The following is a 15,005-nucleotide window of genomic DNA, read 5'->3' as shown; positions in this document are numbered from 1 at the left end:
GCGAGGTGGCCAGCTGTTGCAGCTGGCGCTCAGGTGAGTGCGGTCGCGATCAGGGAGGCCGTCTCTGCCAGTAGCCGCTCGTCGGCGGGTGCGGTGGGCTCGGGTTTGGTAAACAGGACCGCGAGTGTGATCGGTCCGCGGCGTGGGGGCCAGGTGATGCCGACGTCGTTGGTGGTGCCGTAGCCGCCGGTGCCCGTCTTCTCCGCGACGGTCCAGTCCTTCGGCAGGCCGGCGCGAAGGCGGTTGGCGCCGGTCGTGTTGCTCAACAGCCAGCTGGTCAGGCGGTGGCGGTCGGGGGCGGGTGACCGTGTCGCGCGCGAAGACCCCCAACCGCGCCGAATGCGCCTGCTCAAGTGCGCGCAGTCGGTCGGCGAGTCCTTCCTCGGTCTCGACTCCGCCCCGCGCGAAGGCCTGTCCGGCGGCAGGGAGCGCGCCTGCCAGAGCAGCCGCGGCGACTCCGCCCAGAATCCGACGTCGACCTGGTCGCAGCTCCAATGGTGTCTCCCTCGTCGTCCGGCCGCTGGGGCGACCCCGCACGGGTGCGGAGCAGAGTTCGTGAGCTGGGCTTCGTTGCGTGGGTGAGGCGGTATCTCCAACGTCCCTCGGATCGGGCACTGCTCGTATTCCCGGTACCGGCGCCACCGCCAGGACGGGCTATCCGGCGAGGCGGGCGATTGTGGCGAGGACGCGGGCGGGGCCGTCCTCCGTCTTCAGGACGGCGGCGATGGATTGGGCGCGGGTGCGGTGGTGGGGGGTGTCGAGGGCTCGGCGGATGGCGGTGGCGAGGCGGGTGGGGGTGAGCTGGGGGAGCGGGACGGGGCCGGGGGAGGTGCCGAGGCGGGTGAGGCGGGCGGACCAGAAGGGGGCGTCGAGTTGGGCGGGGACGGGGACGGTGGGGATGCCGGCGCGCAGGGTGGCGGCGGTGGTGCCCGCGCCCGCGTGGTGGACGGTGGCGGCCATGCGGGGGAGGAGCCATTCGTGCGGGGTGTCGCCGATGGTGAGGACGTCCTCGTGGCCGTCGGGTGCGGCGAGGCCGCTCCAGCCGGACTGGAGGACGGCGCGGACGCGGGCCGCGCGGACGGCGGCGAGGACGGTGGCGGTGAGGCGTTCGGGATCGGGGACGACGAGGCTGCCGAAGCCGATGTAGACGGGCGGGGGTCCGGCGGCGAGGAAGTCCAGGAGACGGTGCGGGGGTTGCCATCCGGGGTCGGTGGCCGGCCACCAGTAGCCCGTGACCTGGTGGGACGGGTGCCAGTCGGCGGGGCGCGGGACGACCCGTGGCGAGAAGCCGTGCAGCACGGTGCGGTGGCGGCGGGCGTGCGCCACGGAGCGCTGCGGCAGGCCGAGTTGGCGTCGTAGGCCGCGCACGGCCGGGGCGAAGAGGCGGTCGACGGCGGCCTGGACGGCGTGGCCGGCGAGCAGGTTGCCGGGCCCGCCGAGGGAGCGGGTTCCGGTGACGGCCGGGGCGAACTCGCGGGTGGGAGTGAGTGGTTGGAGGTTGAGGGCGATGTTCGGGATGCCCGCGGCCTCGGCGACGACCTGGCCGAGCTCGGCCGTGGTGCTGGAGGTGAGCAGGAGGTCGGCGCCCGGTTCGGTCGCGGCGGCGATGCCCGCGCCGAGGGCGGGCATGAACCTCCGGGCCAGGCGGGACAGCTGGATGATGCCGAGCGGTCCTGTCCCGGTGCGCAGGAGTCGCCTGCCGCCGGTGGAGGCGAGTTCGGCGCGCGGGTCGACGGGCAGCGGGCGGAACTCCAGTCCGGCGGCGCGCACGGAGTCGGCGAAGGTCGTGTGGGTGGCGAGCGCCACCTGATGGCCGGCCGCGCCGAGGCGGGCGCCGAGCCCGGTGAAGGGGGCGACGTCGCCCCGTGAGCCGGCGGTGGCGATCAGGATGCGCATGGGCGCAGTATCGCGGGGTAGCCGGGTCCGGAGAAGGACGCCGCGCCAGCCGCCCCGCCAGCGGGGTAGGTGCGGCGGGAACCGCCGGACGGCGGAGTGGCGTCCTTGCAGGCAGTACGGCGTGCACGGGGCCGCCGTACGGACCGGAGGGCGGGAGGGCGCGGATGAGCTTCGTCGCATGGATCGTGCTGGGTCTGGTGGCCGGGGCCCTGGCCAAGCTGCTGCTGCCGGGCCGGGACCCGGGTGGCGCGGTGGTGACCACCCTGATCGGCATCGCCGGCTCGTTCGTCGGCGGCTGGATCTCCTCGAAGTTCCTGCACCGAGAGGTGACGGCCCACTTCTTCGACCTGGCGACCTGGGCGTCCGCGATCGGCGGCGCGCTGGTGCTGCTGATCCTCTACCGGATCGTCTTCGGCCACTCGAGGGACTGAGGCGGGAGAAGGACTGAAGCGGGAGAAGGACTGAGGACGGGGCGAGGGCGACGGATCCGGGCCGGCCGCGCGGGATGCGCGGCCGGCCCGTCCGTACGGGCAGGTGAGGGTGCCGGTCAGCCGGCCAGGAGGTCGGGCGGCAGCTCCTCGCGGGCGGCCAGCCAGGAGGCGGGCACCCCGGCGGTCCCGGTGCGGGCGGCGACCACGCCGCCGGCGATGGCGGTGGTGGTGTCCATATCGCCCCAGCCCTCCAGGGTGTGCCAGAGGGCGTCGGGCAGGGAGTCCGGGTGCCCGGCGGCGGACCACAGGGCGAACGGCACCGTGTCCGGCGCCGAGATCCGCGCCCCCGAGCCGAGGACGTGCGCCGCGTGCCGGACGGAGGTGCCGGCCGGCAGCCGGGCCGCGATCCGCAGGCCGGAGCGCACGTCGCTCTCCGGCAGCCGGCCGGCGACCTCGTCGAGCAGCTCCGCTCTCGCCGGAGCGTCCCCTCCACGGCTGCGCGTGGCGAGGGCGGCCGCCAGCGCGACGGCGACCGCACCGGCGACCGCCTCCGGGTGGAAGTGCGTGGTGCGGGCCTGGAGTTCGGCCTGGCGGGCGACGGCGCCGAGGTCGTGGGCGAGCCACGCGCCGAGCGGCGCCACCCGCATCGCCGCGCCGTTCCCGTACGAGCCCTGGCCCCCGAACTGGCCCGAGGTGACCGCGCGCCAGTCGGCGCCGGCGTGGATCTCGCGCAGCACGCGGTGCATCGACGGCCCGTACTTGCGGCCGTGCTCGCGGGTGTACTCGGCGGCGAACTCCCGGGCCAGCGCGTCCTGGTGGACCTCGCCGCGGGTGCGCAGGTGGCGGAGCAGGACGATCGCCATGGCGGTGTCGTCCGTCCAGTGCCACGGCGCGGGCCGGGCCAGCCGGGCCGCGAGCGCGACGGGCGCCTCGTCGACGGGGACGGCGAACCAGCGGTCGCCGAACGCGTCGCCGAGGGCGAGGCCCTGCAGACTGTCGAGGGCGGGGCCGGGGGTCGGGCCGGTGGCGGGGCCGGGCCCCGGGCCGGTGGTGCGCATGTCGTTCTCCGAGCGGGGCTCCGAGGGGATCGGTTCGTCGTGCGCCAGTCCGCCGGCCGGGCGCGGGCGGTGGCCAGCGGCTATCGTGCCGCCCCGGGCTGCCCGCGCCGGGACGGGAGTGGTCAGGCGTCGGCCGCCAGGCCGCGCAGGACGAGCTTGCGGACGGCCTCGAAGCGGTCCTCGACCGCCGGGTCCGACCAGCCGGACGCGTGGGCGGGGTCGTGGAAGTGGGCGGTCGCCTCGAGCACGGCGCGGGCGGTCGCGTTGACCGGCGTGTGCCGGAACTCGCCGGTCTGGATGCCGTCCTGGACGATCTGGCCGATCTGGTCGACCAGCGCCGTCAGGTGGCCGTCGACGACGTGGCTCGCCTCGCCGGCCAGCGTCAGGTAGGTCGCGAAGAGCTGCGGGTCGTCGAGGGCCTTCTTGCGCTTGGCGGTGAACAGCGTGGTCAGCCACCGGTGCAGGCGTTCGGCGGCCGGGCCGGGCTCGATGGCGATGAAGCGCAGGTCGTCGTGGGCCTGGGCGAGCCAGCGCTGGGTGACGGCCTCGCGCAGCGCCGCCTTGCTCGGGAAGAAGCGGTAGACGCTGCCGTGGCTGACGCCGAGGGTGCGGGCGACGTCGACGACGGTGGCCTTGGTGGAACCGAACCGCCTGAGGGCGTCCTCCGTCGCGCTCAGGATCTGTTCGGTGGTGAGTGCGCTGTCCGTGGCCACGGGGCGGTTCGTCCTTACGGGTGAGGCGTCCGCCCGCCGGGTGCGGCGGACGGGCGGTCGGCCGGAGCGGCGGCCGTCGGCGGGTCGTGTGGGTCGTGCGGGTGGTGGAGGTGACGCGGGGCGGTGCGAGGCGGTGCGGGTGCGGACGGCCCCGCCCGTGACGGGGTGCCCGCCGCGGGCGGGGCCGCGGCTCAGCGCTCGCTGTCGAGATGGGCCATCCGGGCGGCAGCGTACCGTTCCCCGGTCGCGGATCCGGCGGGTACCGCCGTCTTGACGGCCGGGAGGTCGGCCTCGGTGAGGGGGACGTCCGGCGCGCCGAGCGCCTCGGCGGGCCGGTCTCGGCGCCGGGCGCCGACCAGGGGGACCAGGTTCTCCCGGCGCGGGGCGACCCGGGCGGTCGCGAGCTGCGCGACGGTGGCGATCCGATCGGCGGCGACCGCCGGCGGGGCCTCGACGAGCCGGAGGTTGTGGGCCGCGCCGTCTGCGCGCCGACCACGTCGACGGGGTGGACGGCGGCGCGGCGCAGCGTCCCGGTGCTGACAGATTTCAAAATCTGTCATCTGTTATCTGTCATCTGAAATCTGTCAGTTGTCAGTCGTCAGCTGTTACCGGTGACCGGGGGACCCCGCCTCGCCGGCCGTCCGTCGACGCCTCAGTCGCTCACCCGGCTCCGGTTCTCGTACGCCAGGTCGACGTACTCGGGGTGCCGCAGCATCCATGCCTTGATGAACGGGCACGTCGCCAGCACCGCCAGCCCCCGTGCCCGCGCGTCGTCCAGTGCGGCGCGCGCCAGCGTGCTGCCGATGCCCTGTCCCTCGTACGCCGGCTCGACCACCGTGTGCGGGTACACGACCAGCTCGTCGCTGCGCAGGTACTCCGCGAACCCGGCCAGGGTGTCGTCCACCCAGGCCTCGAACCGGCTCGCGCCCTCGGCGTCACGGATCGTGACCGTCATGTGCGGACTCCTCACTGCTTGCCACCACTGTTCGCCACGGAGCCGCGGCCGACGGCCCCGGTCCATCATCGAGCGGGGGCCGCCGCCCCGCCCGCCGCCCCGCCCGCCGCCGCGTCCCGGACCCCGCCCGGTGCGCGCAGCAGGTACGCCCGCGCCGGCGGAACGTTCCGCCACGCCGTCCGGCTCCCCAGTCCGTACTCCTGCTCGAACCGCCGCAGCAACCGCACCACCGCCCGGTGCCGCGCACCCCGGCGCGGCCCCGAGGTCACCAGCCGCGCCGCCGACGTCCCCAGATAGCCGAAGTACGTCAGCTCGCCGCCGGGCCGCAACAGCCGCAGATAGAGGTCGAGGATGCGCCGGACCTCCGCCGGTTCGAAGTTGGTGAACGGCAGACCCGACACGATCACGTCGTACCGCTCGGCGGCCGCGCCGGTTCCGCCGCCGGCCCCGTCGCCGCTGCCGTCCGGCCGCGCCGCGCTGGCCTCCGGGAGGTCCTGCACCCGGCACTCCGACACCCGAAGCCCCAGCTCGGGCCCGCGCCGCGCCAGCTCCGGATCCGCCCGGAGCCGTTGCGCGAACCGGGGGTTGGACTCCACCGCGTGCAGCCGGTCGCCCGCCCGCAGCACCCGCACCAGCCGGCGGGTCACCGCCCCCGTCCCGGCCCCGACCTCCAGCACCGAGATCGGCCGGTCCGGACGGCTCGTCGCCGGGACGATCAGCGCGTTCACCAGATCCGCCCCGCTCGGCGCCACCGCGCCCGTCAGCCGGAAGGTGCGCAGCGCCTCGGAGAGGAAGAACCAGCCCTCGCCGCCACCCGGTCGGGGAGCGGCGGAGGAGACCGCGGAACGGGGGACCGGATCGGGGTCGGGAGCAGGATCGGGAGCAGGGCCGGGACGGAGCTGATCGGTCGTCATGACCCTGAAGCTAAAGACGTCCCGACCTCCCGGAATCGGCCGACCGACCGCCCGCACCCCCGACGAAAGTCGAGGGTGTCACTGGTCGTTCGTCAGGGGCCACGGCCCACCGCCACGCCGTAGCATCAGGACCCTGAACCGCCATGGAAGGGAGGACCGGATGACCACCGATCACCTGACACGTACGCCCCACCCGGCCCGCCCGACCCACCCGGCCCGCCCGCCCCGCCTGTCCCGGTCCGTTCGCCTGTTCTGGCCGGTTCACCCACCGGAGGCGCCGCGCCCCGGACGCACCATGCTCCTCGGCTGGTACGCCCCCGGCCGCAACCGGCTGATCGAATCGCTCCTGTTCGCCACCGTCCTCGTGCTCGCCCTCGAAGAGAGCGCAGCCCAGTGGCTCAGCCCCGACCTGCCCCTGCGCCCGCTGCGAGTCGCCGGCGCCGCCCTCGCCTCGCTCTCCCTCCTCCTCGCCCGCCGCCAACCGGTCGCCGCCGCGGTGCTGCCCGTCCTGGTCGGCGGGCTGCTCAACCGCGCCTTCCCCAGCCTGTTCAGCGTCTTCCACCTGGCCGCGACGGGCCGCACCGGCCCGGCCCTCGCCGCCGGAGCCGTGACCGCGGCGCTCAGCGTGGTCCGCGCCGACTCCGTCATCGGCTGGGCCGGCATCACCGGGTCCCAACTCCTGGTCGAGGTCGCCGCCGTCTCCCTCGGCCTGTGGCTGCACGGCCGTCGCGCGCTGATCCGCACCCTGCACGCCAAGGTCGACGCGCTGCGCCGCGAACGCGAGCTGCGCGCCGAGCAGGCCCGCGCCGCCGAACGCGCCCGGATCGCCCGCGAGATGCACGACGTCCTCGCCCACCGGCTCAGCCTCCTCGTGCTGCACGCCGGCGTGCTGCGCGACCAGGCCCGCGCCGGCACCGTGGCGGACGACCCCGTGCGCCTCGCCCACCGCCTGGAACTGCTCCGGGCGACGGCCGCCCGGTCGCTCGACGATCTGCGGGACGTCCTCGGTGCCCTGCGCGCCGATCCGCCGGACCGGCCCGACCTGTCGGAGCCGGCCGATTCACCGGCTCGGGCGGCTCCACCCGGACCGCCCGGCCGACCTGGTCCACCTGTCCAGGCCGTCCTGCCGGACCCGTCCGAGCGGGCTGCCCAGCCCCCGCCACCGCCACCGCCACCGTCCGACCACGCCGGTGCCGACGTGCCGCCCTCCCGCCGCGCCGACTCCAGGGCCGTCGCCGCACCCGCCCTGCGCGACCTCGCCGAACTCGTCGGCGAGGCCACCGACGCGGGCCAGCGCGTGGAACTCGCCCTCGCCGGAGACCCGGAGAGCATCCCGACCACCCACCGGCTGGCCGTGCACCGCGTCGTCCAGGAGGCGTTGACCAACGCGCGCAAGTACGCGCACACCGCGCCGGTCACCGTCCGCGTCCAGTACGGGGCGCCCGCCACGACCGTCGAGGTGCACAACGGCGCGGGCGACCCGGCACCGTCCGGTGCCTGCACCGGCAGTGGCTACGGCCTGGTGGGGCTGGGCGAACGGGTCGGCGCCCTCGGCGGGTACTTCGACGCGGGGCCCGACGGCAGCGGCGGCTTCCGCCTCTCCGCCCGCCTCCCCGCCCCGCACCGGCCACCGGTCCGCCCGCCCGCACGGCCGCCGGACCGCACGGCACCGAGCCCCGGACCGGCCGACCCGCCCCCAACCGTGCCCCCGCCCCCAACTGTGCCCCCGCCCCCGAACCCACCGAGTGAGGCGACGTGATCCGCACGATGGTGGTCGACGACGACGCGCTGGTCCGGCTCGGGCTCGTCGACCTGCTCGCCCAGGACCCGGAGCTCACGGTCGTCGCCGAGGCCGCCGACGGTCTGGAGGCCGTCGAACTCGCCGGACGGCACCGCATCGACGTCGCCCTCATGGACATCCGGATGCCCCGGCTCGACGGCATCGCCGCGACCCGCCGGCTGCGCGAGCTGACCGACGCCCCACGCGTCATCGCGCTCACCACCTTCGACCTCGACGAGTACGTCTACCGGGCCCTCGCCGCCGGTGCCGACGGCTTCCTGCTCAAGGACACCCCGCCGGCCGAGATCGCCCGCGCCGTCCACGTCGTCGCCGGCGGACAGGGCATGCTCCACCCGGCCGCCGCCCGCAGGCTCATCGACCGCTACCACCGCACCGGTGCGCCGCGCGCGGTGTCCGCCCGCAGCCGGTTGGCCGCCCTCACCCCGCGCGAGAACGACGTGCTGCGCGAACTCGCCGTCGGCCGCTCCAACGCCGAGATCGCGCTCGCCCTCGGCATGCGCGAGAGCACGGTCAAGGCACACGTCAGCCGGATCCTCACCGGACTGGGCGTCGGCAACCGCGTCCAGGCGGCGTTGCTCGCCCGGGACGCGGGTGTGGTCGGCGACTCCCTCTGACCAACCGTCGTCCGCCGCGGCGGACGACGGTCGCGATCACCGGTGCCCCGGTCCGCTCCGACCGTTCCGTCCAGACTCCTCCGCATCCACCACCGTTCGCGGCGAATCATCCCGCTCCGACTGCTTCCGATCAGCGCCACGCCGTACTCTCCACCGATCCGCCATCACCCATCTGGCTTGGAAAAGGCGCGCCTTGGCGTCCCGCGCTGCCGAACCCCCGGCCCGGGTCCATGGTGGAAGTGGGCGCGATCCGGCGACCGCGCCCGCGCGCCGGGCCAGATTCGCGCGCCGTGCGCCGACCGCGTCCCGCGGCCGCGCACCGGGGCGGGACCCGGGTCCGGCACGCTGGGAGCAGGGCCACCTCGCAGGAAACCGAACGGTTCTTCTAGGCTCACATCTCGGCTTCCCTGCGGTGATGCGCGGTTCTGCGCCCGCCGTAAGGGAAGCCGCCGTCCACGGAGGCCCCGGGACGATCGGGGCCACCGGATCGAGCGAGGAGGACGCACATGCCACAGACGCCGCCCAGCCGTTCCAGCGCATTTGGACCGGAGGGCCCCCTCCGCTGTCCCGCAGTCGAGGCCGGGCCCGTCCGCCCGGCGACCTGGTCCGGCCGACCCGCCCGGCCGCTGTATACCGGCGGCGGCCGCGGAGGCGAGCGTTGAGTCCTCAAGCCGTCCGCCCGTCCACCGCGACGGCCGCCCCGACCGCCGTAGCTCCCACCGCCCTTGCCGCCACCACCACGCAAGGCGTCACCAACCAGGGCGCAGCCCAAGGCGCCACCGCCGGCGCCACCGCCGGCACGATCACCGCAGTCACCGCCGTACCCGCAGTCACCGCAGCCCCCGCGACCGGAACCGGCACCACCCCCGCCAATACCGCCCCGGCCTCCGCCGTCACCACGGCCGAACCGACCAGGACCGCCCGCACCGCCCTCGCCCCGGCCACCCCCGCACCCGCCGCCGCGCCACCCCCCGCAGCGGCCCCCCACGCTCCGGCCGTCCCCGACAGCGAGGGCCAACCCGGCCCCACCGCCGCGCTTCCCGGTCTGCCCCGGGCCCTCACCACCCGCGCCCGCACCCTCGCCGGAGCGGTCCGGAAACGCTGCGCGGACCTGGCCAGGATCGAATCCCCCAGTGGCGACGCACCCCGACTCGACGCGCTCGCGGAGGAGTTGGCCGCCGGGTTCCGTGCGACCGGGGCCACCGTCCAGCGCGAACCCGGCCCCGCCGGCGACCACCTGGTCCTCCAGTGGGACGGGCGGGACGAGAGCCTGCCGCACCTGCTCGTGGTCGGCCACCACGACACGGTCTGGCCCGCCGGCATCCTCACCGACTGGCCGGTCACCGAACAGGACGGCACCCTCAGCGGCCCCGGCGTGGTCGACATGAAGGGCGGACTCGCCATCCTCGAAGGCGCGTTCGCCCTCCTCGCCGACCTCGGCCAACGCCCGCACCGCACCGTGCGCCTGGTCGTGGTCTCCGACGAGGAGGTCGGCAGCCCGGACGGCCGGCGCCTCGTCGAACGCCAATTGCGCGGAGCCGGCGCCGTGCTCGGTCTGGAGCCCCCGCACCCGGACGGCCGGCTCAAGACCGCCCGCCGCGGCTCCACCCGCGTACGGCTCACCGTCACCGGACGCGAGGCGCACGCGGGCAATGACGCCACCCAGGGGGTCTCGGCGGTCGACGAACTCGTCGACCAGCTGGTGGCCGTCCGAGGCCTGGCCAGCCTGCCCGGCACCGAGCTCAACGCGGGCCGGATCAGCGGCGGCACCCGCGCCAACGTGATCGCCGGCCGGGCCGAGGCCGAACTCGGCCTGCGCTTCGCCACCACCGAGGCACAGCGCCGCACCCTCGACAACCTCGCCCGGCTGACCGCGCTCCGGCCCGGCGCCCGGGTGCGGACCGAGGTGCTGTCCAGCCGTCCCGCCTGGCCCGAGCGCTCCGCCAACCCGTTGCTGCGCCACGTCCGTTCGCTCGCGGCGGCACTGGGGCAGCCGCTGGACGGCGGTCCGGCGGGCGGCGCGGGCGACACCAACCTGCCGGGTTCGCGCGGACTCCCGACGCTCGACGGCTTCGGCGCCGTCGGCGCGGGTGCGCACGCCCGGCACGAGCACATCCGGATCGACCAGCTGGCACCGCGGATCGCGCTGCTGGCGGCGATGCTGGCCGTCCCGCTCCCGCGGCTGCGCGACCGCTCGGAGGGCTGAGCAGGCGGCCCCGCCCGTCGGTCGGCGACCGGCCGGTAGCCGGTCGTGACGGTGGCGGTGAGGGCGGGTCGTGACGGCGGCGGTCGGCAGATCCCCGGGATCTGCCGACCGCCGTCCGTCAGTGCGGACCCGCTTGGCCCCCGGCCCCGGGGCCGGCGCCCGCGTCCGTGTCCGTGCCGGTCTCGGTCTCGGCGTTCGCGAGCAGGGGGAAGAGTCGGGTGACCGCCGCCACGGGGCGGGTCCCGGCGCGCGGCCCGCGCTGCCGGTAGGGCGCGAGCAGGGCGCGGACGGCGGCGCCGAGGTCGGCGAGTTCGTCGGCGGTGAGGTGCAGGACGTCGCTGGAGGTCTGGTCCCGCTGCCAGTCGGCGGGCGCGGCGGACCGGTTGGCGAGCCAGTTCCGGTAGCTGCCGTCCTCCAGATCGCCCGCAAGCTCGGGGCTCAGGTCGTGTGCGCTCCGGCCGGCCGGCTCCTCGGCCGAACCGGGCGGCATGAGCGAGCCCTCCCAGCGCAGCCGCCACGGCCGAGAGCGGCCGTCCCCGGTCGGCGCCTCCTCGATCAGCCCGTACCGGGCCAGCTGGCGCAGGTGGAAGGAACACGTCCCGGAACTCTGGCGGATCATCTGCGCGGCCTGGTTCGAGGTGATGCTGCCCCACTCGGCGATCAGGTCGAGCAGCGCGACGCGGACGGCGTGGTGCGGCAGCGGCCGGGTGGGCGCCCCGACCGGGAAGGTGGCCGGTTCTGCGGGATTCTGGCGGGTGGTCACTTTGCAAAGATGCTACTTTGCAAAGTGTCTTGGCAAGTGTCGAGCACACCGCCTGATGCCATGGGGTGCTGACCTGGGAGAACATGGCACCACGTAGTGTCGTTCGGCTCCGCCGACTCCTTCGCGCTGCACTTTGCAAAGCGCAGACTCTGCAAAGTGCAGGAAGCGACGGCCCGGTAGCGGCAGGCGGTGGCGGCGGCGCCCGGGACGCGATGCGGTGAGACGGGGACCACGGAGAGCACGGAGGGGAGAGCGGGTCGTGGCACGACGCGAATCGGCGGAACGGGCCGAGCGGGCGATGCGGGGCCGGGGGCAGGTGCGGGTGCAGGGCGAAGTGGTGAGCGGGTACCCCGAGGTGCCGCCGGAGGCGTTGCGGGGCGAGGTGCGGCGCATCACCGTCGTCGGGGAGGACGTCCTGCACCGGCGGTGCCGGGATGTGACGGAGGACGAGTTCGGCACGCCCGAGCTGGCCCGGCTGATCGACGACATGTTCGCCGCCATGTGGGTCGCCGCGGGCGTCGGGCTGGCGGCCAACCAGATCGGCGTCGACCTCCAGGCCTTCGTCTGGGACTGCCACGACGAGGACGGCGTCCGCCACGTCGGCCACATCCTCAACCCGGTGCTCGACGACCTGCCGCCCGGGGCGCGCCGGCTCGTCGAGGGCGCGGAGGGCTGCCTCTCCGTCCCCGGCCCGTACATGGAACTGGCCCGCCCCGACACGGCGGTCGTCCGCGGCCGGGACCTCGACGGCCGGCCACTGGTCGTCGAGGGCCGCGGCTACTTCGCGCGCTGCCTCCAGCACGAGAGCGACCACCTCGGCGGCGGTCTCTACATCGACCGCCTCGCCGCCCGGGGCCGGCGTGCCGCGCTGCGCCGCATGGAGGAGCGCAAGGCGGAGGTGTTCGCCGAGCGGGCGGCGCGCGCCGAGGAACTGGCCGCCCTGCGCTGACCTGCCCCAGTACGGGGCCTGACCTGGCGGGGGCCCTGACCTGGCGCGGACCCGGGGCCGGCCGCCGGCCCCGGGCCCTAGCCGGCCGCCGGGTCCGCGTCGGACCCCCGGTCCGCGTCGGCGAGGATCGCCCGCAGCCGGGCCAGGCATTCGGCGACGAAGGCCGGATAGGTGCGCCAGTAGTAGGGGATCCCGCCGGCGCCGACCGCGATCGCCCAGGCGCGGGCGCGCGTCCAGGTGGGCCCGTCGAGGTCCAGCGCGTCCCAGTAGGCCCGGCGCGCCTCGGGCGGCAGGTCCCAGACGGGCGCGTGCTCGGCGTCCGGGTGGCCGACGGACAGGCACCCGAAGTCGATGACCGCCTCCAGCGCGCCGCCCCGGACCAGGAGGTTGGTGGGCTTGAGGTCCCCGTGCAGCCACCGGTGCGGCGCGGACGGGTCCGGCAGCGCGAGCCCGGCCCGCCACAGCCGTTCCAGCGCGTCGACGTCGAGCGCGCCGCCCCCGTCGGGGAGGTCCGCGCCCGCCCCCGCGCCCGCCAATGCGCGGCACTCCGCGAGGGACCGGGTGACCCACGCGTCGCAGTCCCGCAGCGAGCCACCGCGGTACCAGCTGAGGTCCTCCGCGCGGGTCGCGCCCATCAGGTCCAGGCCGTGCAGCTCCCGGACGAACGCCGCGAGGTCGCTGCCGAAGGCCGGCCAGTCCCGCACGCTCGCTGGCCCGGCCTCCTCGCCGTCGATCCAGCGGTAGACCGACCAGGCGAGCGGGAACGCCGCGGTCGGCGCCCCGGTGTGCACGGGCGCGGGCACGGCCCGGCCGAGCAGCGGGGCGAGACGCGGCAGCCACTCCTGCTCCTTGCGCAGGGACCGGGCGCCGTCCGGGGTGCGCGGCAGCCGGACGAGCAGCTCCTCGCCGAGCCGGTACATGCTGTTGTCCGTGCCCGCGCCCGCCGGCACCAGCGGCAGGCCGGCCCACTCGGGCCGCTGCGCCCGCAGCAGGGACCGGACCAGGTCCGCGTCGGCCGGGATCTCGTCCGTGTGCAGTGTCATGCGGGGAGTCTGGCCCCCGCTCCGCGGCCCGGGCCACCGGTTTTCCGCCCCGGGCGGCGGGCGCCCGCCGCCCGGGGGCCCGCCCGGCGGGCCTCCCTTGTCAGCCGCCCTCCCCACCGCGCACAATGGTACCGACCGAACGGTCAGTCGGTTGCTCCGGCGGACGGTCGGGGCGAGCCGCCGACGCCCGGGAGCGGGCGGGGACGGCCGGGGACGGAGCCAGCGAAAGGGGACCGTGGTGACAGCAGAGGTGGCCGAGCGGCCCGGGGCGTCGCCCGAGGACGAGTTCGAGGAGGCGTTCGAGGCCGTCATCGCCGCGGAGCAGCGGATCGAGCCCCGCGACTGGATGCCCGACGCCTACCGGGCCACCCTCGTCCGCCAGATCGCCCAGCACGCGCACTCCGAGATCATCGGGATGCAGCCCGAGGGCAACTGGCTCACCCGCGCCCCGTCCCTGCGCCGCAAGGCGATCCTGCTCGCCAAGGCCCAGGACGAGGCCGGCCACGGCCTCTACCTGTACGCCGCCGCCGAGACCCTCGGCGTGGACCGCGCCGAGCTCACCGGGAAGCTGATCTCCGGCCGCCAGAAGTACTCGTCGATCTTCAACTACCCGACGCTCACCTTCGCCGACGTCGGCGTGATCGGCTGGCTGGTCGACGGCGCCGCGATCTGCAACCAGGTCCCGCTCTGCCGCTGCAGCTACGGCCCGTACGCCCGCGCCATGGTCCGGATCTGCAAGGAGGAGTCGTTCCACCAGCGCCAGGGCTACGAGCTGCTGATGACGCTGATGCGCGGCACCGAGGCCCAGCGCCGGATGGTGCAGGACGCGGTGGACCGGTGGTGGTGGCCGTCGCTGATGATGTTCGGTCCCTCGGACGCCGCCTCGCCGAACACCGCCCGCTCGATGGCCTGGCGGATCAAGCGGCACACCAACGACGAGCTGCGCCGGCGCTTCGTCGACATGACCGTCCCGCAGGCGCAGCACCTCGGCGTCACGCTGCCCGACCCCGAGCTGCGCTGGAACGAGGAGCGCGGCGGCTGGGACTTCGGCGAGCCGGACTGGTCGGAGCTGAACCGGGTCATCCACGGCGAGGGCCCGTGCAACGCCCAGCGGGTGGAACGGCGGCGCGCCGCGCACGAGGACGGCGCGTGGGTGCGCGAGGCCGCCACGGCGTACGCGGCCAAGCGCCGCGCCGAGCAGGCCGGGCAGGACGGGCGCGCCGAGCAGACCGGACAGGCCGGACAGGCCGGGTACGCCGGGGGCACCGGGAACGCCGACGAAGCCGCGCACGCCGACGAAGCCGCGCACGCCGTGGCCGGCGCGACCACGGATGCGCGACAGCACGCGGAAGAGGAGAACGGAAAGTGACCGAGTCCAAGGCCGGCTGGCCGCTCTACGAGGTGTTCGTGCGCCCCCGGCGCGGCCTGAACCACGTGCACGTCGGCTCGCTGCACGCGCCCGACGACCGGATGGCCCTGCTCGCCGCCCGCGACCTCTACACCCGCCGCAACGAGGGCGTCAGCCTCTGGGTGGTCCGCTCCGAGGCGATCACCGCCTCCACCCCGGACGAGCGCGACCCGTTCTTCGCGCCCAGCGGCGACAAGGTCTACCGCCACCCGACCTTCTACGACATCCCCGAGGATGTCCCGCACATCTGACCG

Annotated in this window: 16 protein-coding genes; 7 read left to right on the top strand and 9 right to left on the bottom strand. The window is 75.6% G+C overall.

What is annotated here, in order from left to right:
• Positions 1-29: 29 nt before the first annotated feature.
• Together ABT093_RS06170 and ABT093_RS06165 are read right to left on the bottom strand one after the other, a co-directional pair.
• Entirely contained in the window at positions 30-353 is a 324-nt protein-coding gene (locus tag ABT093_RS06170; RefSeq protein WP_350560892.1) for a serine hydrolase, read from the bottom strand.
• Between the two features lie 301 nt (positions 354-654).
• On the bottom strand, positions 655-1,896 hold the full coding sequence (locus ABT093_RS06165; RefSeq protein ID WP_350560890.1) for a glycosyltransferase: 1,242 nt from the start codon (positions 1,894-1,896) through the stop codon (positions 655-657).
• 164 nt (positions 1,897-2,060) lie between these two features.
• On the opposite strand from ABT093_RS06165, the gene ABT093_RS06160 reads away from it, so the two are divergent.
• Entirely contained in the window at positions 2,061-2,327 is a 267-nt protein-coding gene (locus ABT093_RS06160; RefSeq protein WP_350560888.1) for a GlsB/YeaQ/YmgE family stress response membrane protein, read from the top strand.
• 116 nt (positions 2,328-2,443) lie between these two features.
• On the opposite strand, the gene ABT093_RS06155 is transcribed toward ABT093_RS06160, so the two are convergent.
• The 5 genes from ABT093_RS06155 to ABT093_RS06135 all read right to left on the bottom strand — a co-directional run bounded on the left by ABT093_RS06155 (position 2,444) and on the right by ABT093_RS06135 (position 5,967).
• A complete protein-coding gene (locus tag ABT093_RS06155; RefSeq protein WP_350560886.1) occupies positions 2,444-3,385 on the bottom strand; it encodes an ADP-ribosylglycohydrolase family protein in 942 nt (313 codons plus the stop codon).
• A gap of 122 nt (positions 3,386-3,507) precedes the next feature.
• Positions 3,508-4,098, bottom strand: a complete 591-nt coding sequence (locus tag ABT093_RS06150) for a TetR/AcrR family transcriptional regulator (RefSeq protein WP_350560884.1) — start codon at positions 4,096-4,098, stop codon at positions 3,508-3,510.
• A 191-nt stretch (positions 4,099-4,289) separates the two neighbouring features.
• A complete protein-coding gene (locus ABT093_RS06145; RefSeq protein WP_350560882.1) occupies positions 4,290-4,658 on the bottom strand; it encodes an aldo-keto reductase family protein in 369 nt (122 codons plus the stop codon).
• Positions 4,659-4,750: 92 nt separating this feature from the next.
• Positions 4,751-5,053 carry a GNAT family N-acetyltransferase gene (locus ABT093_RS06140; protein ID WP_350560880.1) on the bottom strand — a complete coding sequence of 101 codons (303 nt, stop codon included), beginning with the start codon at positions 5,051-5,053 and terminating at the stop codon, positions 4,751-4,753.
• A 65-nt stretch (positions 5,054-5,118) separates the two neighbouring features.
• Positions 5,119-5,967, bottom strand: coding sequence for a class I SAM-dependent methyltransferase (locus ABT093_RS06135; RefSeq protein WP_350560878.1), 849 nt, complete (start codon positions 5,965-5,967; stop codon positions 5,119-5,121).
• Positions 5,968-6,127: 160 nt separating this feature from the next.
• Here ABT093_RS06135 and ABT093_RS06130 point away from each other — a divergent pair, with 160 nt between their 5' ends.
• From ABT093_RS06130 to ABT093_RS06120, 3 genes are all read left to right on the top strand, one after another.
• Entirely contained in the window at positions 6,128-7,726 is a 1,599-nt protein-coding gene (locus ABT093_RS06130) for a sensor histidine kinase (RefSeq protein ID WP_350560876.1), read from the top strand.
• A complete protein-coding gene (locus ABT093_RS06125) occupies positions 7,723-8,382 on the top strand; it encodes a response regulator (RefSeq protein WP_350560874.1) in 660 nt (219 codons plus the stop codon). The genes ABT093_RS06130 and ABT093_RS06125 overlap by 4 nt, the downstream gene beginning before the upstream one ends.
• Before the next feature lie 658 nt (positions 8,383-9,040).
• The gene (locus ABT093_RS06120) at positions 9,041-10,588 is read left to right on the top strand and encodes a M20 family metallopeptidase (RefSeq protein ID WP_350560872.1); all 1,548 of its coding nucleotides are present in this window, start codon (positions 9,041-9,043) and stop codon (positions 10,586-10,588) included.
• A gap of 118 nt (positions 10,589-10,706) precedes the next feature.
• Here the strand turns inward: ABT093_RS06120 and ABT093_RS06115 are convergent, their stop codons facing one another.
• Entirely contained in the window at positions 10,707-11,351 is a 645-nt protein-coding gene (locus tag ABT093_RS06115; protein ID WP_350560870.1) for a winged helix-turn-helix domain-containing protein, read from the bottom strand.
• 298 nt (positions 11,352-11,649) lie between these two features.
• Between ABT093_RS06115 and def the strand changes: the two genes are divergently transcribed.
• Positions 11,650-12,300, top strand: coding sequence for a peptide deformylase (gene def / locus ABT093_RS06110; RefSeq protein ID WP_350561150.1), 651 nt, complete (start codon positions 11,650-11,652; stop codon positions 12,298-12,300).
• Positions 12,301-12,377: 77 nt separating this feature from the next.
• Here the strand turns inward: def and ABT093_RS06105 are convergent, their stop codons facing one another.
• Positions 12,378-13,343 (bottom strand): aminoglycoside phosphotransferase family protein, encoded by a 966-nt coding sequence (locus tag ABT093_RS06105; protein ID WP_350560868.1) that lies wholly within the window; start codon positions 13,341-13,343, stop codon positions 12,378-12,380.
• A 238-nt stretch (positions 13,344-13,581) separates the two neighbouring features.
• Between ABT093_RS06105 and paaA the strand changes: the two genes are divergently transcribed.
• The gene (paaA, locus tag ABT093_RS06100; protein ID WP_350560866.1) at positions 13,582-14,712 is read left to right on the top strand and encodes a 1,2-phenylacetyl-CoA epoxidase subunit PaaA; all 1,131 of its coding nucleotides are present in this window, start codon (positions 13,582-13,584) and stop codon (positions 14,710-14,712) included.
• Positions 14,709-15,002: a 1,2-phenylacetyl-CoA epoxidase subunit PaaB gene (gene paaB, locus ABT093_RS06095; protein ID WP_350560864.1), complete on the top strand. Its 294-nt coding sequence runs from the start codon at positions 14,709-14,711 to the stop codon at positions 15,000-15,002. The genes paaA and paaB overlap by 4 nt, the downstream gene beginning before the upstream one ends.
• The last annotated feature ends 3 nt before the right edge of the window (positions 15,003-15,005 follow it).

The organism is Kitasatospora sp. NPDC002551 (genome assembly GCF_040296005.1).
Classification (GTDB): Bacteria; Actinomycetota; Actinomycetes; order Streptomycetales; family Streptomycetaceae; genus Kitasatospora.
This window is presented reverse-complemented; position numbering and strand designations above follow the sequence as displayed.